Origin of the sequence: Qingrenia yutianensis (assembly GCF_014385105.1) — a bacterium.
Lineage (GTDB): Bacteria > Bacillota > Clostridia > UMGS1810 > UMGS1810 > Qingrenia > Qingrenia yutianensis.
The window spans coordinates 39,044-63,509 of record NZ_JACRTE010000001.1 but is presented as its reverse complement, the minus strand read 5'-3'; the positions used below and the strand labels follow the sequence as shown (position 1 = coordinate 63,509).

The following is a 24,466-nucleotide window of genomic DNA, read 5'->3' as shown; positions in this document are numbered from 1 at the left end:
TTACTCACCTCTTAAATAATTTATCAATTCTGTTTGTTATTCCGCCGTAAATTTTAAACCGCACGGGGTGCTTATACATAAAATTTAAAACCGCAAAGTTTTTATTTTTTGCAAGCCTTAATATAAGCTTCCGCTCACGCCAGTCATACGAATTAAAGTCAAAATTTTCAAAAAATGTTTTGTACGGCTCGCCGTTTACAAAATTTATAAAATCAAGCTTTCGCATTTTCCGCGGTTTGGGGTTATCGCGGTGAAAAATATTAAGCCTGAAATTTTCAACAATATTCCATATCACCTTGTATTTGTAAAGCTTTTGCATAACATCTTTGTCATCGGGATAAAGAGTTTGTGCATTTATTTTATCACATTCAAAACATTTTGCAAACGTTTTGTCAAGGTCTGCGCTGTACCGGCTGCACACCGACTTTGGATTTTGACGGTAAAGATATAGAACATCTGCCGTATATCCCAAAATTTTGCAATGATAAAACGCCTGCGAATTAAACACCGTGTCCTGCGATTTTTTTATTCCGACGGTAAACTTTAAATTGTTTTCAATAAGAAAATCACGTCGGTAAAGTTCAAGACACACCGACGACGGCGTGGTGTTTTTAATGCCGTACATTTCGGCACGGTACGGCGCGCCGGTTATGCACGCAACCGAAAATTCCTTTCCCGCACCGCTCGGAAGTTTTACAATTTCCGCGTTTTTATTGTGAATTTCGGGAACATCACCGTAAAAACTTTGTATGCAAAACATAACTATATCAAAATTTTTGCCCGACGCGTTTATAATTTTCTGCACATAATCGGGCGTCACAACATCGTCGCCGTCAACAAACGTCAAAAATTTTCCGCACGATTTTTCAATCATAATATTGCGCATTGCGCTCACACCGCCGTTTTTTTCAGCGCGGATATATTTAATTCTGTCATCTTTTTGCCCATATTCACGGCAGATTTTTTCAACGTGCGGTTTGTCCGAGCAGTCGTCGCCGAGAATAATCTCAATCCGCCTGTCCTTGTCCGCGGTGACGCTTTCCGCCATCGCACGCAAAAATTTTTCCTCCGTGTTATATATTGCAGCGCATATGCTTACTTCGGGTTTCATTTTTTAAATACCTTTCTTTCGGTTAAATCTCTCAATCTGCGCGATATACCGCCGTAAAGCACAAACACAAATCTATGCGAAAACGCAAAATCAATCAGCGAAAAACGTTTTTTCTCGGCGAGCTTTAATATAAGCCTTAAATTCGGATATTTGCACATATCCGCGTTTGCACCATTCATTGCCGGGGAATAAATCTCGTCCGACACAACGCTTAAAAATTCGGCCTTGCGCACTTTTGCACTCTTTTTGTTGTCATGGTGGAAAATATCGCGTTCGAAAATGTCGTAAAGCGCACCGCCGACGCGGTAAATCCAAAAATATCCGCGAACATTTTTCTCACTGCAAAAGTTTTTGTTCAAAATTTCTTCGGTAACGTTCAGATAATCGTCAGACCATTTTTTTACTTTAGGATTGTATCTGTTCATAACCGACTGCGGATTTAAACGGTAAAAATACACTGTATTCGGGATATGCGCATATCTCGGCTTTTTGAGGAACACATTTGTGTTAAACACACTGTCCTCGGCAATTCTTAAGTTTTCGTCAAACAAAAATCCGTTATCGGTCAAATAACTTCTTCTGTATGCACACGCGCAAACAGTGCAGGGGTGAAGGTTTAAATCGGGCAAAAACCCTTTGTACGCGTCGTACCGCACAAGCGCGGAAACGGAAAGCGCGTGCACGTCTTTCTGCGAAAGATGAAATATACTTGCGCCGCAATCTGCAATTTCATTTTCCTGCCTCGAAATGCCGAATGTCACAACGTCGGAATTTTGCAAATCAAAATTTTGCATAATTTTTGAAACATTGCCGATAAGCATATCGTCGCCGTCGACAAACAAAATCCATTCTCCCCTTGCAAGGCTTATGATTTTGTTCCGCACCGCGCTTATTCCTCTGTTTCTTCCAAAGCGCAAAAGACGTATTCTTCCGTCGCTTTGCGCATATTCGGAAACAATTTCAGAGCAGTTGTATGTTGAGCAGTCGTCGATAATTATAATCTCGGCATCGTCACCGCACATTTTGCATACACTCTCAACACACGCACGCAAAAAATCTTCTCTTATATTGTATACTGCAATTCCTATACTTAATTTTATACCCATAAACTCACCGTAATATCATATTATGTTAAGGATTTCCCTGTATGTTTTTTCGCATCGGCACGAAATTTCTTCACCGAAAAACTTATCGGCGCGCTCCGAATAAACTTCATCATTTTTCATACCGTTTTCAAGCTTGTTTATCAAAAAATTCACAACCTCGCCTTTGGTTTTTACAACACGTCCGAAACCGTCCTTTCGGCAGCCGAAATAGCCTTTGTCATACTGGGTTGCGAAAAATTTTTCCTCGTCAAACCAAAAATACAAAATCGGTTTTCTCATATACGCAAAATCAAAAAATACGCTTGAATAATCGGTCACAAGCAGGCTCGACTCCATCAAAAGCTCGCGCACACCGTAATTTTCAAAATCCGCGATTTTAACGTTTTGCAAATCGGTTTTAAAAAGATGCGAAAATTTCTGAAGCTCATAGTGCAGATACAAAATAATTTCGTACCCGTGCTTTGAAAGCGCGCTGTTTAAGTTTTTGTCTGTCAAAATTTCATAAAAATTTTTGTAATAATCGCTTTTTATAAATTCCGCGTCCGAAAGATTTCTCAGAAAATACCGCCACGTCGGCATAATGAGAATTTGCTTTTTTGCGTTATTTTTAATACTGTCATACCTGCAAAGACCGATTTTTTTCACAACGCCGTCTTTGTGCCCGAAATTTTCTTTTATAAATTTATACTCATCACCGGCGGTACAGATAAAAAGGTCGGGTTTCGCATTCGGATAATGCAGTTCTTTTGCATCGTTCGCCATAATTCCGTGCTGAAGAAACACATCTTTGCCGAGTATCAACCCGAGTTTTTTCATCACCGCAAAACGGTAAGTATCGGGCGCATAGCCCATATAATGCGTGCTTATGCGTACTTCTGCGGCGGCAAACGCCAGCATATGCGAAAACGTGTTCGGTTCAACTGTTTTGCCGAGTTTTTTAACTTTTTCAAAATCCGCGGAATTTTTGTCTATCACATACGCGCAGTTTACTTCGGGATGGTTTTTCACCATATATTCAAAAAAGAAAAATGCATTGTCGCGCGCGTCGGTTTTGCGCTCGGATATAAGCCACAAATTTTTATATTTTTTAAAATTCCGCGCAAATATGCTCAAAACAAGTGCAAACGCGTAGTAAAATGCGTAATAAACATAGACAAATAAGCTTGAAAATTTTTTCATATGCCTACAATCTCCAATATCTGTATCCCTTTTTCTCCGCCTCGGATTTGTTTAAAATACTTTTGACGTCGATTATAACCTTTTCGGAATTTTTGCCGTTCTTGAAAAGTCTGTCAATATCCGAAAGCGAAAGCTTTTTAAAACAGTCGTGCGCCGCTGCGATAATAACACAGTCGGCATTTTTTATGTTTTCGAGCCGTTCAAGGTTTAGGTTATATTCCTTCAAAACCTCATCTTTGTCCGCCATAGGATCGGCAATCACGGGATTTATTCCGTATTCTTTAAGGCGCGACACAATGCTTACAACCTTGCTGTTGCGAATGTCGGAACAGTTCTCCTTAAACGTTATCCCCAAAATGACCGCTCTTGACGATTTCGGCGGTTTATCGGCAAGAATTATCTGTTTCACCGCTGAATCGGCAACAAAAGCGCCCATAGCGTCGTTAACCTTTCTGCCCGAAAGAATAATCTGCGAATGATAGCCGAGTTTTTCCGCCTGATATGTGAAATAGTACGGGTCAACGCCTATGCAGTGACCGCCAACAAGCCCGGGATAAAACTTTAACGCGTTCCATTTTGTGTTCATACCTGCGATAACCTCGGCGGTGTCTATTCCCATTTTGTCAAAAACCATTGCAAGCTCGTTCATAAAAGCAATATTTATGTCACGCTGTGAGTTTTCCGCAACCTTTACCGCCTCCGCCGTCATAATGGACGAAACAGGAAAAGTTCCTGCCTTTATCACCGTATTGTATATGTTTTGAACTTCACAAAGCGCGTCTTTATCGGTTGCCGACACGATTTTTTTGATTGTTTCAAAGCGGTGGATTTTGTCACCGGGGTTGATGCGTTCGGGCGAATATCCCACTTTAAAATCACGGCCGCATTTTAAGCCCGACGCTTTTTCCAAAATCGGAATACAAATATCGTTTGTAACACCGGGGTAAACGGTGGACTCAAACACTGCAACCGAGCCCTTCCGCAAATTTTTGCCGAGAATTTCAGTCGCGTATTCGATGGGCGAAAGGTCAGGCGTATGGTCTTGATTTACCGGCGTCGGCACAGCAACAATATGGAATTTTGCGTTTTTCAGTTCTTCGGGATTTGATGTAAAATAAACGGAAGTATTTTTTATCTCACCGTTTCCGACCTCGCCCGTAGGGTCAATTCCGCTTTTGTAAAGGGCGATTTTTTCTTTGTTTATGTCAAAGCCTATAACCTTTGCCTTTTTTGCAAACGAAACCGCAAGCGGAATACCGATATATCCCAAGCCGATGACCGAAATTTTTTCTTTTCCGTCAAAAATATCGGAACACAGTGACATAAAAAACACCTCCTTATTTTATAATTTCATCAAATTCTTTGAGTGCAAGCGCATTACCGCACATTTGCGGACTTATTTTTATATTTTCAAAATTTTTAATCACATTATAAAGATTTTTTTCAATTTCCGCATCGGTATTTCCGCACACAAAACCAATATTTTTATCCCCCACCATTTCTTTCGCGGACGCAGTGTCGGTGGTGAAAATATATGTTCCCAAAGCTTCAGCCTCGTTAAAAACCATCGGCGCGGCTTCGTTGTACGACGGCACAAGCACAATATCCGTTTTATAAAAATACGGATACGGATTTGTTAAATTACCCAAAAACACAACATTTTTTGTAAGTCCGCATTTCTCGCAAAGCGTTTCTGCCTCCGCTTTCTGCGCGCCGTCGCCCGCAATATACCACATAAAGTTTATGCCCTTTTTGCGTATGCTATCAAAAATCGGAAACATTCGCAAAATTCCTTTTTCCTCGCTTATCCTCGACGCGGTGAAAAGAGATATGCAATCTTTTTTTATTTTCGGTTCGTATTCCTCTTTAAGACGCTCGATTTCGTTGTAATTTACGCAGTTATGCACAGTATAAACTTTATCTTCAAGGCTCGGCACGGCAGTTAAAAGACGCTTTCCGACCGAGTTCGACACAACCGCAATTTTATTGAATTTTTTTAAAATTTCACGATTGTATTTTGTATTTCCGCCATAATTTAAAAAGTCGCAGTGGATAAAACAAACCTTGTTTTTGCTTTTTGCGCCGTTTAACACAAACTCAGCACAACCTCCGTAAAAATACGTTTCAGCGCTGTTTTGCATATACGAAATTGCACAGTCAAATTCTTCGTTGAGCTTAAACATACGCGAAAGAATGTTAAATGTGAATTTTGTTTTGAAAATTCTTGTCAAAACCGTAAAAACCGAGCGGAGAAAAAAAGCAAAAAATCCGCATTTTTTCGCCTCCGCGTGCGACATTCCGAGAATTTTCAAAAACACGTTTCCCTCGATAACTTGTATGTTTTCGGGAACATTGTCCAGCAATCCGCCCGTCTTGCAGAAAAGCATAAGCGTGACGCCGTAATCTTTTCCAACCTCGCACAAAAGGTTTAAAAGTGCCTTTTGTATACCGCCGATATTCATATTGTTGTTTACAATAAGAATTTTTTTCATACTAACGTTTCCTTTATTTTTTCGCGGAAAAGCTTGTCCTCCGCAATGTATCTATCCATATAAAAATCACATTTTTTTGAAAATTCGCAGGCGTCGAAATTTTTGTACCAATCATATATTTTACCGCTTATATCAAGGCTTTCTTCGTCAACGCCTGCGCCGAGGTTTTCGCGTTCTATAAACGCGCCGAGAAGCGTTTTCGGATTTACAAACATCGGCTTTTTCATAATAAGCGCGTCATAGTATTTGTTTGCCACCGCGCCGTCGTTGACATAGCTGTAAGGGTAGTTGTAGCACATTATGTCAAAATTTTCGATAATGGAATATTTATCCTCCTCGCGGTATACGCCGTGAACATAAATATTATCAAAATTTCTTGCATATGCACGAAGTTTTTCCACGTCGTCGCCGCAGCCGCAGGTGTGAAATTCAAAACGGTTATCGTTTCCGAAACAGTCAATCAAATGTTTGTGATAGTCAAACGAACGCAGCGCACCGATGTATCCGACGCGTATTTTTTCACCGTCTTTCCTCTTTACACAAGTCTTTTGGCGGTATTTTAATAAATCTTCCTGAAAATTGTGCGCAAGAATGTAGTCTTTTTTATCGGTCAAATTATTTTTAAACCACTCGGACGAAATAACTGTTTCCCTCGACGCTTTTATGACCGCGTTAACCAGCATACCGTACGGTTTTATATATTCATATGACTTGTCGCGGTAGTCAAAAATGTATTTATGTCTGTATGAGGCAAGCAAAACATCGCACAAAATAAGCGCGGTTTGGGTGGTGAGAATAATCAGGCTGTCATATTTTTTCTTTTTCAAAAGCTTTTTAACGTATCTTCTGTAGCCCATTGCCGGCATAATTTTTGCAAACGGCGAGGAATATCTTTTCGCGGCTTTTCCTTCGTAAATATACACATTTTCGCCGGAATACCGCGCCTTCTCTTCCCTGCGCCAGCCTATAAGATCATACGGGATTTTTGCATTTTCCAAAATATTCATATATTTTTTTGCATACGGCGCAAGCTCAAACGAGCCGTAGAGAATAATTCCTACCATTTTACCTCACCTCCGCTTTTTCAGTCGGTTATATCGTCGGTCGAAATATCGGGAATAACAGACGAAGGCTCAAGCGTTTCGCCGTCATTTTTTCCGTTTTTGCTGAAATACGCATATCGGCGCATAATTTCTATTGCAAGCGCAATAATGCACGAAAGCACAAAGCCGATGATAACCGCGATAAGATAATAAAGCGACGAATAAACATTTTCGTAGTATCTGATACCCGTGAGCGACTCTATATGCTTTGACGGAACATATGCGTTATAGTCGTCTATAAGCTCAAATGCGGTTGTGTAAAGATTTTTGAGCTTTTCAAGCGTGTCCGATATATCATTTTTCACAAGCTTTTCATACTCGGCATAATCCACCGATTTATCGGCAGGCGACGAGAAAATTTTTATAATATCCTCGCACTGTTTAAGGTCGATACTGTTATCGTTTGCCGCCGTGCTGTCGGTGACGTAATTTTTAATAAGCGTGTCATACGTCGTCTGCGAGCTTATTCTCCTCTCATCGTCGTGAACGTCCTGAATTATGGTAATATCATCGTCGCCGTTGTTTTTGTTTGAATTGTACGAATTCGGCACGTCAACATTTGCCTTGACATATGCTTTCATTCTGTCCTCGGCAAGAGTTGCTTTCTCGGAATTGTTTTTGTTCATAAGCCCGCTCTGCTCTTTGCGCTCGGTATACTTGTTTATGAGCAAATCTTTGTCAAGCGTAAGGCGCGCGGTGTAAATGCGCGAAAAAATGAGCGGAAGCTTAAATTCCGAAAGATAGGTAAATTCGTTTATAAGGTCGTTAAACGTAAGCCCCGTTGCCGGCGAACGGTATTCGTTGTTGCCGACATAGCTTTCAAGTATCGAAATGGTACTGTCGATATTGCTCTGCAAAATCTCCGCCTGCTCGAGATAATCGTAATCCTGCTTGTTTAAATCGTAATCAACCTCGCTGACCGACGCAAGATAAAGATACTTTTCGTTGTAATATTTAAAATAGTTGTCGATAAGTTTGTCAAGCGTGTCACGCGTTTCGTAATACGAATGATTTCCCTTGTATAAAATTTTAAAAACATTGGGGTGATATTCGTATTCTTCTCCCAGCTTTTGCTTTGACTCTTTAAGTTTTTCCTCGCTCGACGGAACAATGGGGATAATTTTTGTATTTGCCCTTATTCCGTCGTCGGTAACGTTAAACGACAAATCTTTGTTTGCGTTTGCGATAACCTTCGGCGACACAATTTCGTTAACATCAAATTTGCTTCCGTCAAGCGAATATCCGTTCGACACACAGCCGTCTTTATAGCGTATGACAACCTCGGCGGAATAGGTTTGAATTTTGTCCACATAAAGCTTTGACAAAATAAAAGAGCATACGACGCATATCATAATAAAAAACTTGTGCTTGTATAAATATCTTATTAAGTCCCAAACCGTAAGCCTCATTTGCTATTCCCCCTCGCTTTTTAATTTCGTCATAACCGCAATGGCTTTTTTTGCGGATTTTGTTTTTCTGTAAATAAAGCTGTGAGCAAATTCCATATACAAAACAATCAAAAATGCAAATATAAAACCTATAACCGAAAATTTTACGATGGCTGCAAAACCTATAACACTCTGTTTTTCGCCTATTTTATATGTGAAATAATTTTCGGTTTTGTATTTTAAATATTCGTCGTCAAGATTGCAGATTTTCTGCGACAGCTCTTCAAAATCCTTTAAAATACGGTTTAAATACGCGTCGGTATATTCCTTTTCAGAGAGCGGTGTGTCGCTCGCTTTTGAAAGCTTTGAATAGCGGTTTAAATAACCGTCCAGCTTTTTTGAAATTTTCGCCGCGTCCATACCGCTTTCATATGAATTTTTTGCCAAATCGTCAATTCCCGTTTTTGTTCTGCTCATATAATAGCTGTTTGTGTTGTCCACCGACGGCACAAACGCGATTGCCGTAATTTTCGGGTCATACATATTAAGCGCTTTTTTCTCAATCTCCGATTTGTCGCTGAGTTTTTCATAATCCACCGCGCTTTTGTCTTTTAAATATTCAAGCTTGTTCATCACGCCCGGACGGTCTTTTGAAATGCTGTTCTGTATAACGTAGGAATGAAATTTTTCAAGCTTTACGTTTTTAAAATTAGAAAGTTCATCGCGCACGGTGTCAAAATTAAGATTATCCTCCGAGCGGAAGCTCCTGTTTTCATTTCGGTGGTCGATAACAAGATTTAACATTTCGTCTGCCCTGTTATACAAAACGGTGTAAATTTCGGAGTAATCGTATGACGAAAAATCGTAATCTTCCGAACTGAAGCGCAGAATAGAATTATTCTCGGCGTGCTTTCTGGTAAAATACTTTTCGTATCCCGTTGCAAGCGCCTGCAAAAATTCATACGTTTCATTTACGGCAAATTTGTTTTTCTGCGAATAATAAATATAGTACGTTGTGGGAACATACGAACCGCGCATACCGCCGCGGATATCCGACACAACGTTTTCCATAGCTTTCTGCGAAAACTTGGTCGTTATAAAAATACGCGATTTTATCTTTTCATTGTCGGTATTTTCAATTTTAAGCCCCTTTTTCGCCTCGTTTAAAATCTCGTCGTCAGACATCTCGGATATGTTAAATCTGCTCCCGTCGGGATTTAACCCCTGCTCCGCACCGGGATAATTAAGGCTCACCGTCATTGACTTCATATTTGACAGAATGAGAAAATGATACCCCTCGCCCATTACCGCAAAAAGCATTACAATAAGCAGTATAAACAAAAAATATTTCTTTTTAAAAAGTCTGTATATTGTGTTAAGCATCATAAATCTCTCCTTTGCAAATCATCTGTTCGGGGAGCGTTCCCTCAAACGACATAGCGCACATCATCATTATGTTAAGATACGGCTTGAAAACATAAAACGAAAGCGACATTGAAAACGCAAGCAGTGCCAGCACCGCCGACGAATAGGCAGGCTCTTTTTTTATGTTCCGCGTAATGCAAAGCACTATCACCGTCATAAAAAGCAAAAGTCCCAAAAGTCCCTGGTCGTGCAGAATTTGTATATATGCATTGTGCGCAACACCGTTTTGAAATCCCGCACTGTACATCACAGAATAGGTCGAGAAAATTCCCGAGCCTCTTATAAGCCTTTCGGGGCGCTGAAACGTGTAGTCTGCAAGAAAGCTCCATATTTCAAACCGTCCGCTGCCTCCGTCGTCCTTTACCGCCTCGACGGAATATCTTGCGCGTACGTCATCAGGGAGAAGAGGCATAACCGCGGTGTAAAACAAAAACACCGCCAAAACCGCCGCAATCGCAACGCCGATACGCACCTTTACATCTTTTATTCCTATCAAAACATACACCGCAACACCGAAAAACACACCGATAAGTCCTCCGCGCGAGCCTGTTTTTAGTATCGCGTAAAAACTTAACGCCAAAAGAATTATATACGCGAAAAACAGCCTGTCTTTGCGCGTTATGCGCTTGACGCACACCAGCGACGGCATAACAAGATATGCGCAAAACTGGTTTTGGTCCTCTTCAAAACCCAAAATTCTTATTACCGTCCGGCTCTCGTATTCGTTCATAACCTCTTTTGACGTAAGGCATACAAAAACGCATATTACACCGACGGCAAGCCACACATTCTCCAAAAATTCTTTCTCGCGCGCATTGTAAATTCTTACCGTTATAAGCATCAGCATCAGCGCGCCGAGCGCCATATCCTTTGTCGTGGTAACGGCAATTTCGTCATTATCGACAATCAAAAGCGCGGCGGTGAAAAGAATATACAAGCCGTAGAAAAAATGAATATAGTTAAACGTAAGGACGCTTTTTCCCATAAAAAGCCTTATCAGCAACATCATAACAATCGGGATTGTGACAAGCTTTAAAAGCGAGCCGAACGGTGTTGTTACAACAGTAAAAGGCAGGCACAAAAAATATATACCTGCAAGAAAGCAATCTATACTGATTTTTTCTTTCGCGTTTACCGTCATATCATATCTCCGTTATTTTCGTTTAAGCTTATCAAGCGTCAGCCTTATGGGGCGCACAAGCGTCAAAAACTTCCATTTTGCCGTACTTAAATTCCATTTTTTAAGATACCTTAAAATTTTTGCCGAAATCATAAAATTGTATTTATATTTTTTCAAAATTGCCGTTCCGCTCCCGGTAAGACTCCCCGGTGCGCGATAGTAGCAGTAAATCGGCTCGGTGATAAACAAAACGTTTTGCGCGTTTGTGTATGCCTCAACCGCAAATGCCAAATCCTCCGCGGTTTTAAGTTTATCGCAAAATCTTATATTTTTTACCGTTTCGCGCCTGAAAACCGCCCACACGCTGTTAAGTTCAATGCCGTTTATAAATTTAGGATAAATTTTTTCTGTAAAATCTTTCTTCTCAGCAAATTCATCGCGCTCGATTTTTTTGTTCGGCAATTTCCGCGTGCCGTCTGGATAAACAAGCGTATATCCAAAGCGGATTATGTCGGGATTATACCTTTCAAGCCCGTCAAAAATAAGTTTTAACGCATTCTTTTCATACCAATCGTCCGCGTCGAGAAATGTTATATATTCGCCGTTTGCGGCGTCAAGACCGATATTCCGCACCCTTGCCACAGAACCCGAATTTTTTTCAAGATTTATAATTTTTATGTTGTTTTTGTATTTTACAAGTATATTTTCCGTCCCGTCCGACGAACCGTCGTTTATGACGATAAGCTCGCAGTTTTGCGCAAATTCAGTTTGATTAAGACAGGAAACTATACACCTGTCAAGATATTTTTCGGCATTGTATGCCGCAACTATAACCGACAATTTCGGCATATTCTACCTCCCCGACGTCTCTTTTTGAACCTCTTTTTTCTGCGGAACAAACGAAAGCTCCTCGTCAACCCCCTCGGTTGACTCTTTTATAAACATAATCATAGCTGTCTGCACAATAAGCTTTAGGTCGAGCCAGAGCGAAAAGTTGTTTATATAAATACTGTCAAAAAGCACCTTGTCCGACACCTTTGTGTTGTACTGACCGTAAATCTGCGCATAGCCCGTAAGCCCTGCCTTAACGATATAACGGACGTCGTAGTTTTTCACCAGAACACTGTATTCATCGGCATAAACAGGTCTTTCGGGACGCGGTCCGACAAACGACATCTCGCCTTTTAAAATGTTAAAAAGCTGCGGCAGTTCGTCAAGACGGCACGCACGCAAGACTTTTCCCGTCCTTGTTATTCGGTCGTCGTTTTCGGTTGCAAGACGCGCACCCATACTTTCAGCGTTATCGACCATTGTTCTGAATTTGTAAATGTCAAATTTCTGCTTATTTATGGTGTACCGCTCCTGTTTATAAAAAACGGGGCCTTTTGAGTCGAGCTTTATAAGAATACCGAAAATCACAAAAATCGGCGACGTAATTATTATTCCGATAAGCGACGCGATAAAATCAAACGCGCGCTTTATAAATTTTTCCTCGGGCAAAAGGCGTGCGTTTTTAAGGCTGATTACGGGCGTGTCGCCTATATGCCTTATTCTTCCGCCGAGAAACGACAGATTTTCAACCGTGGGTATAACCTGAATACCCTTGCCTTTTCCGAGTGCGTAAAGTATATATTTATCCCGAATATCAACGGGAATATTTTCCAAAATTAAAATCTGACTGCTTTCGTCAACGGCTTTTACCGCGCTGTCCTCAAGCTTGTCCTCCGTAAGTGCGCAAAGCTTGACACTGCCATAGTCCGCCGATTTTATTTTAAGCTTATTTAAAAATTTTTCGGGACAGTTCGGGTAATACAAAATAAGCAGTGACTGGGATTTTCTGAATTTTATGAGCACTTTGAGAATTATCATTCTGCCGATAAACAAAAGTGCATAACAAAACACAAAAACCGCAGTGTAAAAAAGCGGACTGTAAAGTTTTAAACTCGGCACGATAAGAATTACCAAAAGTGCCGAAACCATAGACATTGCAAACGCAACCGCAAGGGTTACGGGCAGACGTTTTTTCTGCGTAAGATAAGAAGATAAATCGTCATATGCGTCCAAAAGCGCAAGAAAAAACGCAGTTATGCACAAGAACAAAACATAAAACGGCGCGGTTTGGCGCGCGCTGTAATTAAAAATTTTCATTGACAAAAAAAATCCTGCGGATACTGCCGCAATATCGCTTATAATTTCACTCCATATTCCCATTCTGCGCATTCTTATATTTTCCATATTGCCTGACCTCCCTGCCGTTATTCAAAATCCGTGCAAAACCTCACGAAAATTTCATACTCCGATTTATACGACAAAAAGCGAGCACCGCGGATTTTGTCCGCAACACTCGCGCCGGCCGATTTACAACCGTGACGGGCGCCGAAAGGCTTTTCAGGCACCCCGGTCTGTCACAGCCGCTTTTATTCACCGTCAAACATATTGTCTATATTCGCCGAATTTCTGTCCATAACATACACTTTCACGATATTTCCCTGCGAATCTCCCTCTGCAAGCCAAATGTAATCGTCTTTGCTTACATCATATTTTGAGGCAAGTCTTTCGGTGATGTAGGGAGTAACGTAAAGTGTTTTCTTTCCGTTTCTCGAAATGTATTCCTGCTTGTATGCCTGCGAATCAATTCTTCCGAACTGTTTCTGAAGTTGAATATCAAGCTCGGAAAGTCTTGCACCGGCAAGCTTTGCAACCGCGGTTGCCGCGTCCATAAGCTTTTGCGGAACAACGCACGAGTTTTCTTTGAAAGTGCTTTCGTCAAGCACGGTGTACCATACGTCGTGGAAACCGTCCATAACAAGCTTGTCGTTGTCACCCTCCCAAACCGAGTGCGGTCTGTTTGCCTTAACTCCCATTGTGCCGGGGGTGAACAAACCCTTTTTAACATCGTATTCAACACAGGTTGCCCTCTCGGCTTTATCTTCGGGAACAACAACTGAAATTTCTTTGTCTGTTTCGCGCTCTATTATAACGCCGTCAACGTGCCAGCCATCGTCCTCATTTTTCAAAACATACCACTGCACCTTGTAATATACATCAGTAAGTCTTGACCATGGAATAACCTTGCCGTTGCTTGATTTAAGATATGCGTCTTTTTCTTTATACTGCTTTGCAACCTTGTCAAAAACCTTTTTATCCTGGGGAACGGACGATACATTGGAAAGCACGTCAGCCTCTGTAATGCCGTTGCCGATTGCGATTGAATAGTTTGCGGAAAGACTGTTTTTAAGTCCGCTTTTGTCAATCACGCCGGTATAGAATTTCGAGTTGCGTCCCGAAATATTGCCGTTTGTGTCAAGCTGTTCGCCGTTAATCTGTATATAGAAAGAAACAGTTGCCGAATTGTTTCCCTTGCTGTTTCCTTTTACATAATCTTCCCCGACGTAGCCCTGCGCAGCAAGTGCGGATACACTTGAAAAAGCAATAACAACAGTTAAAACCGTGCATAAAATTCTTATAAATTTTCTCATTCCGATAACCTCCATATGTCTTTTAAAATATTTAAAAATTTATTCCGAACGCTTTAAAAGCGGTATTTTCAATTTGCCGTAACGGTTACCAGTCCTCTTTCGCCGTCCCAGTCCACCTTTTCGCCGAACGCCTCGGCTATGGCTCTTACGTGGACAAGAGTTCTGCCGTCCGACAGAACCGCAGGTGCCGAAAGCTTGATTTCTTTGCCGTTTTTATAAAGAACATCTCCGCCGATTGCAAACGAACATTCAATTCCGCCTCTTTTTGCCGCTGCGGTCTGTGTTTCGTCATTCCACTCAACCGACGCTCCCAGCGCCTCAAAAATGCACCGCATAGGTATCATCGTACAGCCGTTTTCAACGTAAGCCGATTTGTCGGGGTTAAGCTCCCTGCCGTTTACAATAATTCTCACAGTTTCCTCAAATGCCTTTTCCGCATCATTTGCGCAGTTTAATGCCGAAACTCCGTAACCTTTTATTTTTAAGGTGTCATCGGTGCCGTAAAAAATGCTGTCACCGATTTGCGAAACCGTGCCGGGAATATCAACAACAGTCAAAAACTCGCAGTTCTTAAACGCGTCCGCGCCGAGTGTTTCAATGCCGAACGGCAAAATTGCACTTCTTATGCCGGAACCGTAAAAAGCATAGTTTCCGATTGTTTTAAGTCCGCTTCCAAAGCTTACGTCCTGAAGATTTTCGCAGAAATAGAACGCGTAATTTCCAATTTCTGACACCGTATCGGGAACTCGTACGCTCACAAGGCTTGAATTATATGAAAAGGCCTTGGGCGAAATTTTCACAGTGCCGTCAGGGATTTGGTAACTTTCGTCATTTCTTCCGGCAGGATACATAACAAGCTCGGTTTTGTCTTTTGTAAATATCACACCGTCAACCGCTGTGTAATTCGGATTTTCTTCATCAATTTCAAAGTTTTTAATTAAATCACATTCTGTAAAAGCGTTTGCGCCGATATACGACACATTTTTCGGAATTTTACCGATTTCAAGCGACGGACAGTCCATAAACGCCTCATCGCCTATGTATTCAAGAGTTTCGGGAAAATTAACCGTTTTAAGGTGTTTGCTGAAACTGAAAGAACTGTTTCCGAGCGACGTAAAGCCGTCGGGCAGAACCACAGTTTCAACTATACCGCAGTTTGTGAAAACGTTTTTCTCAATCTTCGTAACGCCTTTTTCAAACTCAATCCTCTTTGCAGTTTTAATGTATGATGTAAAATTTGTCGCGTCGTTAACCATTCCGTAACCGCTCACGGAAACTGTCGCATTTGCTTCGTCGTATTTCCAGCTCATCTCTGCCGCAAAGCACGAAATCGGGAGCACTACCGCAGCGGCGGCGGCGATAATCCGCACAGCAATTTTCGCGTTCATTCTATCCCTCCGTTTGTAATTGATGGAAAAAGGCAATAAAAAAAGCCCGTTAAAACCCAAAACCATACTTAGGTTTAACAGACCGGTTGCGCTACTCACTCGGCAATACACAAGCGCCCATATACGTGTATTGCGTCACAGTTTTCTATTATTAGCATCATGATAGCATATTAAACTCGAATTGTCAACACTTTTTTGAAATTTGTCATATAACACAAAAATCACATTATACTATATTTGATTTTTCAGCAATTTATCCAATTCATCCGTGTTCACGGGCTTGCAGAAATAATATCCCTGTAAAATGTCGCACCCCGCCTTTTTAGCTGTTTCAGCCTGAATTTCATTTTCAATACATTCGGCCAAAACAAGCGCATTCATCTCTTTTGCAAGGCGCACAGCACCGCTGAAAACTGCCTCTCCGCGACTGTTTTTCACACCGCGGAGCACACTTTTGTCAATGCCTATAATATCGGGCAAAAGCTCCGAAAGTTCGCCGAGAGCCGTATTTCCTCTGCCGAAACCGTCAAGACATATTTTAAATCCCGACTTTTTGAGCAGTAAAACGTTTCCGCAAAGAATTTCAAATCCGCCGTTGCTGTGCCCGTCCTCAATTTCAATAATAATTCTCTTAAAATCAGCTCCCGTTCTTTGAGCAATGGCTATAATATCCGACGCGGAATTTTCGGACAATAATGTCTGACGTGAAAAATTGCACGCTACGCTCAAATTCCTGTCCGCATTTTTCACAAGCCATTCGCAGCACCTTTTAAATGTATATAAATCGAACTTAACACAAAGGTTTTTGTCTTTTTTTATAACCTGTAAAAATTCGCATGGCAAAATTCCGTCGGTTCTGTCCAAATCGAGTCTGCTCAAAACCTCACAGCCCAAAATTTTATCGGCTTTTGCGTCGTAATACGGCTGAAAAACCTGATAAAAACTGTCGTTATCTATAAACGCCTCAATATTTTTTTCGATATTTTCGTTGTCAATAACCTCGTCAAGCTCCCTGCCCTCGCAGATTTTATAACCGGCGCCTGAATTTTTCGCAAACCGCGCAGCTTTTTTCGCATATCCCGCCGCAGTCTGAAAATCGCAAATTTCGTCTTTTGCAATGTACGCACCGATGCTTATGTCGGCGGCGTTGCTGCCGTTTTTTGCAAATTCGGAAAATTTTTCGCAAAACACAGCCGTGTCATCTCTCTGCGCACCCGATACGATAATATAATTATTACCGTCGACTCTTGCGGACGCACCGCCGAAAATTCCGCAAAATTCCTTTATTTTTTTCTCTGCCGAAAGACGCGTTTTTATAAATTTTCCGCTGTCGGCATTTATATAGAGTGATTGATAAAACATTCCAATGTATATTGCAGTGCACGCGCCGTCCTTTGACACAAGACGGTCAAAAACGCTTTCAGCACGCGAAATGCTTGATATTTCTGTCATATTAAACTCGTTTCGTTTTTCTTTTTCAAATACGCCGAAAAACACAACCGCCGCCGCGACGGCTACAAGTCCGCCCAGCAATATAATCGCAGTTTCCAAAAAACACACCTTCTTTCAAAAAATTTTTATTATATTTTCATTATAAATGTTTAAAACCTATTTTAACACAATTTTATATGTTAGTCAACCGACATAACCCTTAAATTTTAGTGTAATTTTTCTTTAAAATATAGTTTATTTTTCTAAATTTAATTATTTTTAACACAGCTGAAAACACCGCATTGTAAAATACGCACAAAACGTATTGAAAAAACACCTTTTCAAAAGGCGGTTTTTGACATTTTTTTACAAAATTATTGCAAAGCGTATATATGTGTGATAAAATACTTTATAATACATCACATAAAAGGAGAGCGAAATATATGAAAGTTATAGATGTTCACGCACACGTTTTCCCCGACGCGGTTGCACAAAAGGCGGTTGACAACTTAAGAACTTATTATTCCTACACAATGCACGGCAACGGCAGATTTGACGACCTTAAGGCAAGCGCAGACGAGGCGGGAATTGAAAAACTTGTCATTCATTCCACCGCAACAAAACCGCATCAGGTTGAGGACGTTAACAATTTCACCTCGTCGCTTATCGGCGAAAAGATAATCGGCTTCGGTTCGGTTCACCCCGACTATCCCGAAAAAGAAAAAGAAATTGAAAGAATTATTTCGCTCGGACTAAAGGGAATAAAGCTCCACCCCGATTTTCAGAAATTTAACATTGACGACGAAAAAATGTTTCCCGTATACGATTATCTTTCGGGAAAACTGCCCGTTCTTTTCCACGTGGGCGACATAAACAGCGACTGCTCAAGCCCGAGAAGGCTTGCAAAGGTTGTGGATATGTTTCCGCATCTTACGGTTATTGCGGCGCATCTTGGCGGTTACAGCCAATGGGACGAAGCGGAGGAATATCTTATCGGAAAAGATATTTACATCGACACATCCAGCACATTCAGGGCACTTTCCGACGAGAGAATTGAAAGCATTATCAAAAAACACGACATAAATAAAGTCCTTTTCGGCACCGACTATCCGCTTGAACGCCACAAAGGCACCGTTGAACATACATTAAGACTTAATCTTTCGGACGGCGCAAAGGAAAAAATTCTTTATACAAACGCATACAATCTCCTTTGCAAATAGGTGAATTATGAAGTACAAAAATTTTATGCCCTGCGCGCTGGATATGGCAAAACTCGCCTTTGAACGCGGTGAAGTGCCGGTCGGCGCGGTGATTGTGAAAGACGGTGAAATAATCGCAAGCGCGCACAACGAAACGGAAAGTTCAAACAACGCGTCACACCACGCGGAAATTCTCGCGATAGAGCGCGCGTGCAGAAAACTTAACAATAAATATCTTATCGGCTGTGATTTGTTTGTCACGCTCGAACCGTGCGCAATGTGCGCCGGCGCGATTATAAACGTAAAGCTTAACCGTGTATATATCGGCGCGGAGGATAAACTCTGCGGTGCGGCAGGCGGAAAAGTCAACCTTTTTGAAAAAGGGCTTTTCAATCATACGCCCGAGGTTTATTTCGGTTTTTCAGCAGACGAATGTTCCCGTCTTTTGAAAGATTTTTTTGCACAAAAACGATAATAATAGCAAACAGGCAGGCATAGTATTTAATGAAAGGAATGAATATTATGCCAAAAAGAATACTGTCGTGCATACTGTGCGCAACACTCATTTTTACAACGGCATATGCCGCCGAGGTCACGTCACTAGAAGTAAGCGCGCCGTCGGCAATTTTAATGGAAGCGGACACAGGAAAAATTCTTTTTGAAAAAAATGCACACGAAATGCGTCCGCCCGCGAGCGTGACGAAAATTATGACAATTCTCCTCACAATGGAGGCAATCGACGCAGGCAAAATAAAGTACGACGATATGGTAATCGGAAGTGCGCGCGCAAAAAGTATGGGCGGTTCGACCATATTTCTCGACGAAGGCGAGGCGCTTTCGGTGCGCGATATGCTCAAGGGAATGGCAGTTGCGTCGGGCAACGACGCGTGCGTTGCAATGGCGGAGCACCTTGCGGGAAGTGTTGAAGAATTTGTCGCACTGATGAATAAGCGTGCAAAAGAACTCGGTATGAACGAAACGAATTTCATCACCTGTAACGGTCTTGACGCGGACGGTCATCAAATGAGCGCCTATGATATAGCCCTTATGTCGCGCGAGCTTTTAAAGCACGAGGACGTTTTTCAGTTTACAACAATTTGGATGGACTCACTGCGCGACGGAAAATTCACACTGTCCAACACAAACAAACTGATACGCTTTTACAAGGGCGCAACGGGGCTTAAAACGGGTTCCACGTCGGTTGCGAAAAACTGCATTTCCGCAACGGCAAAGCGTGACGGTATGCACCTTATCGCGGTCGTTATGGGCGCGGAAACGTCAAAAAAACGTTTTGCCGACGCATCGAATATGCTTAACTACGGTTTCGGCGCATACGGCGTGAAAAAGGTGATTGAAAAAGGAAAGCCTATGTCGGAGGCAAACGTTAAAAAAGGTATGAAATCCAAAACCGAGCTTGTTGCCGAGAATGACTTTACATATCTTTTCAAACGGAGCGAAAAAAACGAAGTCCTGCCGAAAATCAACGCGGAAAAAGACTTTGACGCGCCCGTTGAAAAAGGAAAAATAGGCGGAAGCGTTGAAATAGTGTCAAACGGCGAAAAAATCGGCGAGGTAAACCTTGTTTTTAAAGAGGATATACTGAAAAAGAGCCTTTACGCGGTGTATCTTTCACTGTTAGAAAACATAATGAAAATATAAATAAAATTTTACGGAAGTGAGAAAATGAAAAAAGTACAAATCGGAAACGTTACAATAGGCGGCGGAGAAAAAATCGCCGTGCAGTCTATGACAAACGTTAAAACAAAAAATTACGGCGAATGTATTGAGCAAATTCTGCGTCTTGAAAATGCCGGCTGTGACATTGTCCGTGTTGCAATTCCCGACCTTGAAAGCGCAAAGGCAATCGCGAAAATCAAGCAGAAAATACACATTCCGCTCGTTGCGGATATTCATTTCGACTACAAACTCGCGCTTGAATGTATGGAAAACGGTGTTGACAAAATCCGCATAAATCCGGGAAATATCGGCAGCGAGGACAGAATAAAACAGGTTGCCGATAAGGCTCGGAAGCTTAACATTCCCATTCGCATTGGCATAAACGGCGGTTCGCTCGAAAAAGATATTTTGAAAAAGTATTCCGCGCCCACGCCCGAGGCAATGCTCGAAAGCGCAAAAAGGCACATTGCGATTTTGAATAAATTCGACTTTGACAATATCGTTTTGTCGCTCAAAGCGTCCAACGTGAAAAACACAATTGCGGTGTATACACTCGCGTCAAAAGAACTTGACTATCCTCTGCACCTCGGCGTTACCGAGGCGGGAACGTATCTTTCGGGCACGGTTAAATCGTCGGTTGCGCTCGGCTCGCTTTTGCTTAACAATATCGGCGATACAATACGCATTTCGCTCACCGACGACCCCGTTAACGAGGTTATCGTTGCACGCGAAATTTTAAAATCGCTCGATATGCTCGGCAACACCCCTACCCTTATTTCCTGTCCGACCTGCGCACGGTGCAACATAAACCTCATTCCGCTTGCGAAAAAGGTAGACGAATATCTTCGCACCGTACACAAAAACATTACCGTTGCGGTTATGGGTTGCGCGGTTAACGGCCCGGGCGAGGCAAAAGAGGCGGACATCGGCATTGCCGGCGGCGACAAATGCGGACTTATCTTCAAAAAAGGTGAAATTTTCAAAAAGGTAAGCGAGGACGCGCTTTTTGAGGAATTTAAAAAAGAAATAGAAAAAATGTAAGTTAATACACAAAACCCCGAACACAATGTTCGGGGTTGATTTTTTATTAAACTTCCATAATAACGGGCAAAATCATAGGTTTGCGCTTTGTCTGATGATAAATATGGTCGGAAATTTTATTTTTCATATTGGTCTTAATCGTCGACCAGTCGTGAACGCGGTTGTCGATACACGTTTCAATGCACTGCGACGCAATTTCTTCAATTTCCTCAATAAGGGTTTCCGACTCGCGGACATACACAAAACCGCGCGAAATAACAGCAGGACCTGACACAACCGAATAGTTATCCGACGCGATTGTGACAACCACGACAATAAGTCCGTCCTGTGCGAGATGCCTTCTGTCACGCAAAACAATATTTCCGACATCGCCGACGCCGAGACCGTCCACCAAAACTCTGCCCGACGGCACGGTTCCCGTAACTTTCGCGTCGTTCGCGCCGAATTCCAAGACCTTGCCTATATCAAGAATAATAACGTTCTTTTTGTCAATTTCCATAAGCTTGCCGAGGTCTGCGTGAAGCTTTAAATGGCGGTATTCGCCGTGCACGGGAATGAAATACTTCGGGCGCGTAAGTCCCATTATAATTTTCAGTTCCTCCCGGCACGCGTGACCCGAAACGTGCATATCGGAGCTGTCATAAATAACCTCTGCGCCTTTTTTGAAAAGCTCGTTTACAACGTTTGACACAAGTTTTTCGTTTCCCGGGATAGGATTTGCCGAAACAACCACCAAATCGTCCTTTGTGATTTCAACTTTTCTGTGGTCGGAAAACGCCATACGATAGAGCGCGCTCATAGGCTCGCCCTGACTTCCCGTTGTGATAATGGTAAGCTGGCTGGGACGGTATTTTTTAATATCGTCAATGTCAATCAGCACACCTTCGGGAATTTTTGTATATCCCAAATTCATTGCAACTTCAAGGATTGTCACCATACTCCTGCCCGAAACGGCAACTTTTCTGCCGAATTTGTGCGCGGAATTTATAATCTGCTGAACGCGGTGAACGTTTGACGCGAAAGTTGCGATAATAATTCTTTTCTTGGTAGACTCAAAAACGTGGTCGAGCGACGAACCTACGGTTCTCTCCGACATCGTATATCCAGGGCGCTCGACGTTTGTGCTGTCGCTCATAAGCGCCAAAACACCCTCGTTGCCAAGCTCGCCGAGGCGCGCAAGGTCTATCATTCTGCCCTCGATAGGCGTTGTGTCGATTTTAAAGTCGCCCGTGTGAACGATTGTTCCGACCGGTGTTTTGATTGCATACGCAACAGCGTCCGCAATGGAGTGGTTGGAGCGTATTGCCTCAAATGTGAAGCAGCCGATTTTTATAACGTCGCCTGCCGAAATTCTGTTCAGCTTAACTTTCGACAAAAGATTGTGTTCTTTCAATTTATTTTGAACAATTCCGAGCGTTAAATTCGTTCCGTAAACAGGAACGTTGATTTCGCTTAAAAAGAACGGCAGGGCGCCGATATGGTCCTCGTGACCGTGGGTTAAAACCACTGCACGCACCTTGTCCTTATGCTTTGTAAGATACGAAAAATCGGGAATTACAAAGTCAATTCCGGGCATTTCCTCGTCGGGAAAAGCCATTCCGCAGTCAAGCACAACAATATCGTTTCCGTATTCAAAAACGGTCATATTTTTTCCGATTTCGTTAAGTCCGCCGAGCGGTATAATTTTAAGTTTTGATTTTCTTGCCATAAACATACCTCCGTATTAAAAAGTTTAAAAACACGCAAAAACACAAAGGCTTATTTTCCGTTCAAGCCCCGTTGGTTTTTAATGTATTAAGTTATTTTTCCGTACAACATTTTTTGATAGCATTTCGTGCTATGTAAGTTTAATTTTCAGCTAAACTCAAAGATGTTTTTCGTCCGTTCAAAATAAATTAGTTATATTATACCACAAATTTCCGTGTTTGAAAAGAGTTTTTTCAAAAAATATTTTATATTTTTAATTATTGACATTGTTTTTGCATTTATACTGGACAAAATAAAAAAATAAGAGTATAATTTTATTATATAGTATACGTTTAAAAAGGGAGTGTAATTATGGAATATTTTGTTTGTGACGACACCGTTGTTGTACGAATTAAACGCGGAGAAGAAGTACTCTCAGAGCTCGAAAAACTTTGCGAAAAGCTCAAAATCACCGCCGCAACGGTTGAAGGAATAGGCGCGGCGGATAAAATCACCGTCGGACTTTACAGCGTTGAAAAAAAGGAGTATTTCAAAAAAACGTTTGAGGGCGATTTTGAAATTACCTCACTTCTCGGAAACATAACAACAAAAGACAAAAAACCCTATCTTCACCTGCACATAAACTTTGCCGACAGCGAATTGAAAACTTTCGGCGGACATCTTAACGAGTGCAAAATATGCGCAACGGCTGAAATTTTCATAAAATCTCTGCCGTGCAAATTAAAAAGATTTCACGACGAGGAAACGGGATTAAATCTGTTTCTGCCGAAAGCTTAAAATTTAAAAAATCCGAATTTAAAAAAATCCGAAAACAAGCGAAAACCTGTTTTCGGATTTTTGTTATTTTGCTCTGTTTTCTTCTATCATAGCGATAAGCTCGTCGGGAGTAAGATGCCCCGAAACGGTAAGACGTTTGAGCGTGTAAAGCCCGTCGGAACGGCGGTTTGTGCCGGTATCGCCCACGATATTTACAACCTCGTAGCCTGCTTTTATCGCCTCGTTTGTCGTCCAGTCGTTGTCAAAACCGTACGGATATGCCAAAAGATTGCAGTTTATTCCCAAATTCTGTTCGATAAGATATTTGGATTTTCTAAGCTCGGTAACCGTTTCTTCATACGAAAGGTCTTTAAAGCTTCGGTGCGAATGTGTGTGACTGCCTATTTCGATAAGTCCCGAGTCAAGCATTTCCTTAGCCTGTGCATATCCGAAGTGCGGATAAACCGTTTTGTCGTTGTCTACCGAACCCGTGACGATAAAAATTGCCGCTTTCATACCGAATTCCTTTAAAATCGGAAACGCGTATGTGTAGTTGCTCAAATAGCCGTCGTCAAAAGCAACGATAATGCTCTTTTCGGGAATTTCGCCGAGTCCTTTGACGTAATTTTGATAGTCCTTGTACGAAATTGACGTATATCCCGCATTATTGAGCGCCTGCATATGCTCTTTAAACCGTTCGGGCGTGATGTGCAGAAGATTGTCCTCTGCATTGTAGTTTTCCGCGATGTTGTGATACAAAAGTATAGGCACATCGGTGTCTGAGACGGCAAACACGTTTGAAAAAGCGAGTGCCAAGCATAAACCCAAGATGAGCAAAACTTTTTTAAACATACTCCACCCTCC

General features: G+C 41.8%; 21 protein-coding genes and 1 riboswitch. Of the genes, 5 read left to right on the top strand and 16 right to left on the bottom strand.

Going from position 1 to position 24,466, the window contains the following annotated elements:
- Window positions 1-4: 4 nt before the first annotated feature.
- From H8706_RS00290 to H8706_RS00225, 14 genes are all read right to left on the bottom strand, one after another.
- On the bottom strand, window positions 5-1,111 hold the full coding sequence (locus H8706_RS00290) for a glycosyltransferase family 2 protein (protein ID WP_262431038.1): 1,107 nt from the start codon (window positions 1,109-1,111) through the stop codon (window positions 5-7).
- Window positions 1,108-2,217: a glycosyltransferase family 2 protein gene (locus H8706_RS00285; RefSeq protein ID WP_262431037.1), complete on the bottom strand. Its 1,110-nt coding sequence runs from the start codon at window positions 2,215-2,217 to the stop codon at window positions 1,108-1,110. Before H8706_RS00285 ends, H8706_RS00290 begins: the two co-directional genes overlap by 4 nt.
- 15 nt (window positions 2,218-2,232) lie before the next feature.
- Window positions 2,233-3,396, bottom strand: coding sequence for a CDP-glycerol glycerophosphotransferase family protein (locus tag H8706_RS00280; RefSeq protein ID WP_262431036.1), 1,164 nt, complete (start codon window positions 3,394-3,396; stop codon window positions 2,233-2,235).
- A gap of 4 nt (window positions 3,397-3,400) precedes the next feature.
- Window positions 3,401-4,720, bottom strand: a complete 1,320-nt coding sequence (locus H8706_RS00275) for a nucleotide sugar dehydrogenase (RefSeq protein WP_262431035.1) — start codon at window positions 4,718-4,720, stop codon at window positions 3,401-3,403.
- A gap of 13 nt (window positions 4,721-4,733) precedes the next feature.
- A complete protein-coding gene (locus tag H8706_RS00270; RefSeq protein ID WP_262431034.1) occupies window positions 4,734-5,888 on the bottom strand; it encodes a glycosyltransferase in 1,155 nt (384 codons plus the stop codon).
- The gene (locus H8706_RS00265; protein WP_262431033.1) at window positions 5,885-6,952 is read right to left on the bottom strand and encodes a glycosyltransferase family protein; all 1,068 of its coding nucleotides are present in this window, start codon (window positions 6,950-6,952) and stop codon (window positions 5,885-5,887) included. Before H8706_RS00265 ends, H8706_RS00270 begins: the two co-directional genes overlap by 4 nt.
- A gap of 20 nt (window positions 6,953-6,972) precedes the next feature.
- Window positions 6,973-8,400 (bottom strand): hypothetical protein, encoded by a 1,428-nt coding sequence (locus H8706_RS00260; RefSeq protein WP_262431032.1) that lies wholly within the window; start codon window positions 8,398-8,400, stop codon window positions 6,973-6,975.
- Window positions 8,401-8,403: 3 nt separating this feature from the next.
- On the bottom strand, window positions 8,404-9,762 hold the full coding sequence (locus H8706_RS00255; RefSeq protein ID WP_262431031.1) for a hypothetical protein: 1,359 nt from the start codon (window positions 9,760-9,762) through the stop codon (window positions 8,404-8,406).
- Entirely contained in the window at window positions 9,755-10,945 is a 1,191-nt protein-coding gene (locus H8706_RS00250) for an O-antigen ligase family protein (protein ID WP_262431030.1), read from the bottom strand. Before H8706_RS00250 ends, H8706_RS00255 begins: the two co-directional genes overlap by 8 nt.
- 12 nt (window positions 10,946-10,957) lie before the next feature.
- On the bottom strand, window positions 10,958-11,773 hold the full coding sequence (locus H8706_RS00245; protein WP_262431029.1) for a glycosyltransferase family 2 protein: 816 nt from the start codon (window positions 11,771-11,773) through the stop codon (window positions 10,958-10,960).
- A 3-nt stretch (window positions 11,774-11,776) separates the two neighbouring features.
- Entirely contained in the window at window positions 11,777-13,159 is a 1,383-nt protein-coding gene (locus H8706_RS00240; protein WP_262431028.1) for a sugar transferase, read from the bottom strand.
- A 182-nt stretch (window positions 13,160-13,341) separates the two neighbouring features.
- Complete coding sequence (locus H8706_RS00235; RefSeq protein ID WP_262431027.1) at window positions 13,342-14,403, bottom strand: hypothetical protein; 1,062 nt, start codon at window positions 14,401-14,403, stop codon at window positions 13,342-13,344.
- Window positions 14,404-14,471: 68 nt separating this feature from the next.
- Window positions 14,472-15,791 (bottom strand): leucine-rich repeat protein, encoded by a 1,320-nt coding sequence (locus tag H8706_RS00230; RefSeq protein WP_262431026.1) that lies wholly within the window; start codon window positions 15,789-15,791, stop codon window positions 14,472-14,474.
- Between the two features lie 71 nt (window positions 15,792-15,862).
- A riboswitch (cyclic di-GMP riboswitch) is annotated at window positions 15,863-15,946 on the bottom strand.
- A 76-nt stretch (window positions 15,947-16,022) separates the two neighbouring features.
- Window positions 16,023-17,342: an EAL domain-containing protein gene (locus H8706_RS00225; protein ID WP_262431025.1), complete on the bottom strand. Its 1,320-nt coding sequence runs from the start codon at window positions 17,340-17,342 to the stop codon at window positions 16,023-16,025.
- A gap of 323 nt (window positions 17,343-17,665) precedes the next feature.
- Between H8706_RS00225 and H8706_RS00220 the strand changes: the two genes are divergently transcribed.
- From H8706_RS00220 to ispG, 4 genes are read left to right on the top strand one after another with little or no spacing between them, the layout of a single operon-like run.
- The gene (locus H8706_RS00220) at window positions 17,666-18,442 is read left to right on the top strand and encodes an amidohydrolase family protein (protein WP_262431024.1); all 777 of its coding nucleotides are present in this window, start codon (window positions 17,666-17,668) and stop codon (window positions 18,440-18,442) included.
- A gap of 7 nt (window positions 18,443-18,449) precedes the next feature.
- Complete coding sequence (locus H8706_RS00215; RefSeq protein ID WP_178347513.1) at window positions 18,450-18,896, top strand: nucleoside deaminase; 447 nt, start codon at window positions 18,450-18,452, stop codon at window positions 18,894-18,896.
- Between the two features lie 47 nt (window positions 18,897-18,943).
- Window positions 18,944-20,080 (top strand): D-alanyl-D-alanine carboxypeptidase family protein, encoded by a 1,137-nt coding sequence (locus H8706_RS00210; RefSeq protein WP_262431023.1) that lies wholly within the window; start codon window positions 18,944-18,946, stop codon window positions 20,078-20,080.
- A gap of 24 nt (window positions 20,081-20,104) precedes the next feature.
- Window positions 20,105-21,139 (top strand): flavodoxin-dependent (E)-4-hydroxy-3-methylbut-2-enyl-diphosphate synthase, encoded by a 1,035-nt coding sequence (gene ispG / locus H8706_RS00205; RefSeq protein ID WP_262431022.1) that lies wholly within the window; start codon window positions 20,105-20,107, stop codon window positions 21,137-21,139.
- Window positions 21,140-21,185: 46 nt separating this feature from the next.
- Here ispG and H8706_RS00200 read toward each other — a convergent pair whose 3' ends face one another.
- On the bottom strand, window positions 21,186-22,847 hold the full coding sequence (locus H8706_RS00200; protein WP_262431021.1) for a ribonuclease J: 1,662 nt from the start codon (window positions 22,845-22,847) through the stop codon (window positions 21,186-21,188).
- A gap of 350 nt (window positions 22,848-23,197) precedes the next feature.
- On the opposite strand from H8706_RS00200, the gene H8706_RS00195 reads away from it, so the two are divergent.
- Window positions 23,198-23,623 (top strand): PPC domain-containing DNA-binding protein, encoded by a 426-nt coding sequence (locus tag H8706_RS00195; RefSeq protein ID WP_262431020.1) that lies wholly within the window; start codon window positions 23,198-23,200, stop codon window positions 23,621-23,623.
- 63 nt (window positions 23,624-23,686) lie between these two features.
- Here the strand turns inward: H8706_RS00195 and H8706_RS00190 are convergent, their stop codons facing one another.
- Window positions 23,687-24,454, bottom strand: coding sequence for a polysaccharide deacetylase family protein (locus H8706_RS00190; protein ID WP_262431019.1), 768 nt, complete (start codon window positions 24,452-24,454; stop codon window positions 23,687-23,689).
- Between the last annotated feature and the right edge of the window lie 12 nt (window positions 24,455-24,466).

Excerpts from the sequence above, each read along its gene's own strand:
- H8706_RS00290 (WP_262431038.1), bottom strand. The coding sequence starts at position 1,111 with ATGAAACCCGAAGTAAGCATATGCGCTGCAATATATAACACGGAGGAA.
- H8706_RS00285 (WP_262431037.1), bottom strand. The coding sequence starts at position 2,217 with ATGGGTATAAAATTAAGTATAGGAATTGCAGTATACAATATAAGAGAA.
- H8706_RS00280 (WP_262431036.1), bottom strand. The coding sequence starts at position 3,396 with ATGAAAAAATTTTCAAGCTTATTTGTCTATGTTTATTACGCATTTTAC.
- H8706_RS00275 (WP_262431035.1), bottom strand. The coding sequence starts at position 4,720 with ATGTCACTGTGTTCCGATATTTTTGACGGAAAAGAAAAAATTTCGGTC.
- H8706_RS00270 (WP_262431034.1), bottom strand. The coding sequence starts at position 5,888 with ATGAAAAAAATTCTTATTGTAAACAACAATATGAATATCGGCGGTATA.
- H8706_RS00265 (WP_262431033.1), bottom strand. The coding sequence starts at position 6,952 with ATGGTAGGAATTATTCTCTACGGCTCGTTTGAGCTTGCGCCGTATGCA.
- H8706_RS00260 (WP_262431032.1), bottom strand. The coding sequence starts at position 8,400 with ATGAGGCTTACGGTTTGGGACTTAATAAGATATTTATACAAGCACAAG.
- H8706_RS00255 (WP_262431031.1), bottom strand. The coding sequence starts at position 9,762 with ATGCTTAACACAATATACAGACTTTTTAAAAAGAAATATTTTTTGTTT.
- H8706_RS00250 (WP_262431030.1), bottom strand. The coding sequence starts at position 10,945 with ATGACGGTAAACGCGAAAGAAAAAATCAGTATAGATTGCTTTCTTGCA.
- H8706_RS00245 (WP_262431029.1), bottom strand. The coding sequence starts at position 11,773 with ATGCCGAAATTGTCGGTTATAGTTGCGGCATACAATGCCGAAAAATAT.
- H8706_RS00240 (WP_262431028.1), bottom strand. The coding sequence starts at position 13,159 with ATGGAAAATATAAGAATGCGCAGAATGGGAATATGGAGTGAAATTATA.
- H8706_RS00235 (WP_262431027.1), bottom strand. The coding sequence starts at position 14,403 with ATGAGAAAATTTATAAGAATTTTATGCACGGTTTTAACTGTTGTTATT.
- H8706_RS00230 (WP_262431026.1), bottom strand. The coding sequence starts at position 15,791 with ATGAACGCGAAAATTGCTGTGCGGATTATCGCCGCCGCCGCTGCGGTA.
- H8706_RS00220 (WP_262431024.1), top strand. The coding sequence starts at position 17,666 with ATGAAAGTTATAGATGTTCACGCACACGTTTTCCCCGACGCGGTTGCA.
- H8706_RS00215 (WP_178347513.1), top strand. The coding sequence starts at position 18,450 with ATGAAGTACAAAAATTTTATGCCCTGCGCGCTGGATATGGCAAAACTC.
- H8706_RS00210 (WP_262431023.1), top strand. The coding sequence starts at position 18,944 with ATGCCAAAAAGAATACTGTCGTGCATACTGTGCGCAACACTCATTTTT.
- ispG (WP_262431022.1), top strand. The coding sequence starts at position 20,105 with ATGAAAAAAGTACAAATCGGAAACGTTACAATAGGCGGCGGAGAAAAA.
- H8706_RS00200 (WP_262431021.1), bottom strand. The coding sequence starts at position 22,847 with ATGGCAAGAAAATCAAAACTTAAAATTATACCGCTCGGCGGACTTAAC.
- H8706_RS00195 (WP_262431020.1), top strand. The coding sequence starts at position 23,198 with ATGGAATATTTTGTTTGTGACGACACCGTTGTTGTACGAATTAAACGC.
- H8706_RS00190 (WP_262431019.1), bottom strand. The coding sequence starts at position 24,454 with ATGTTTAAAAAAGTTTTGCTCATCTTGGGTTTATGCTTGGCACTCGCT.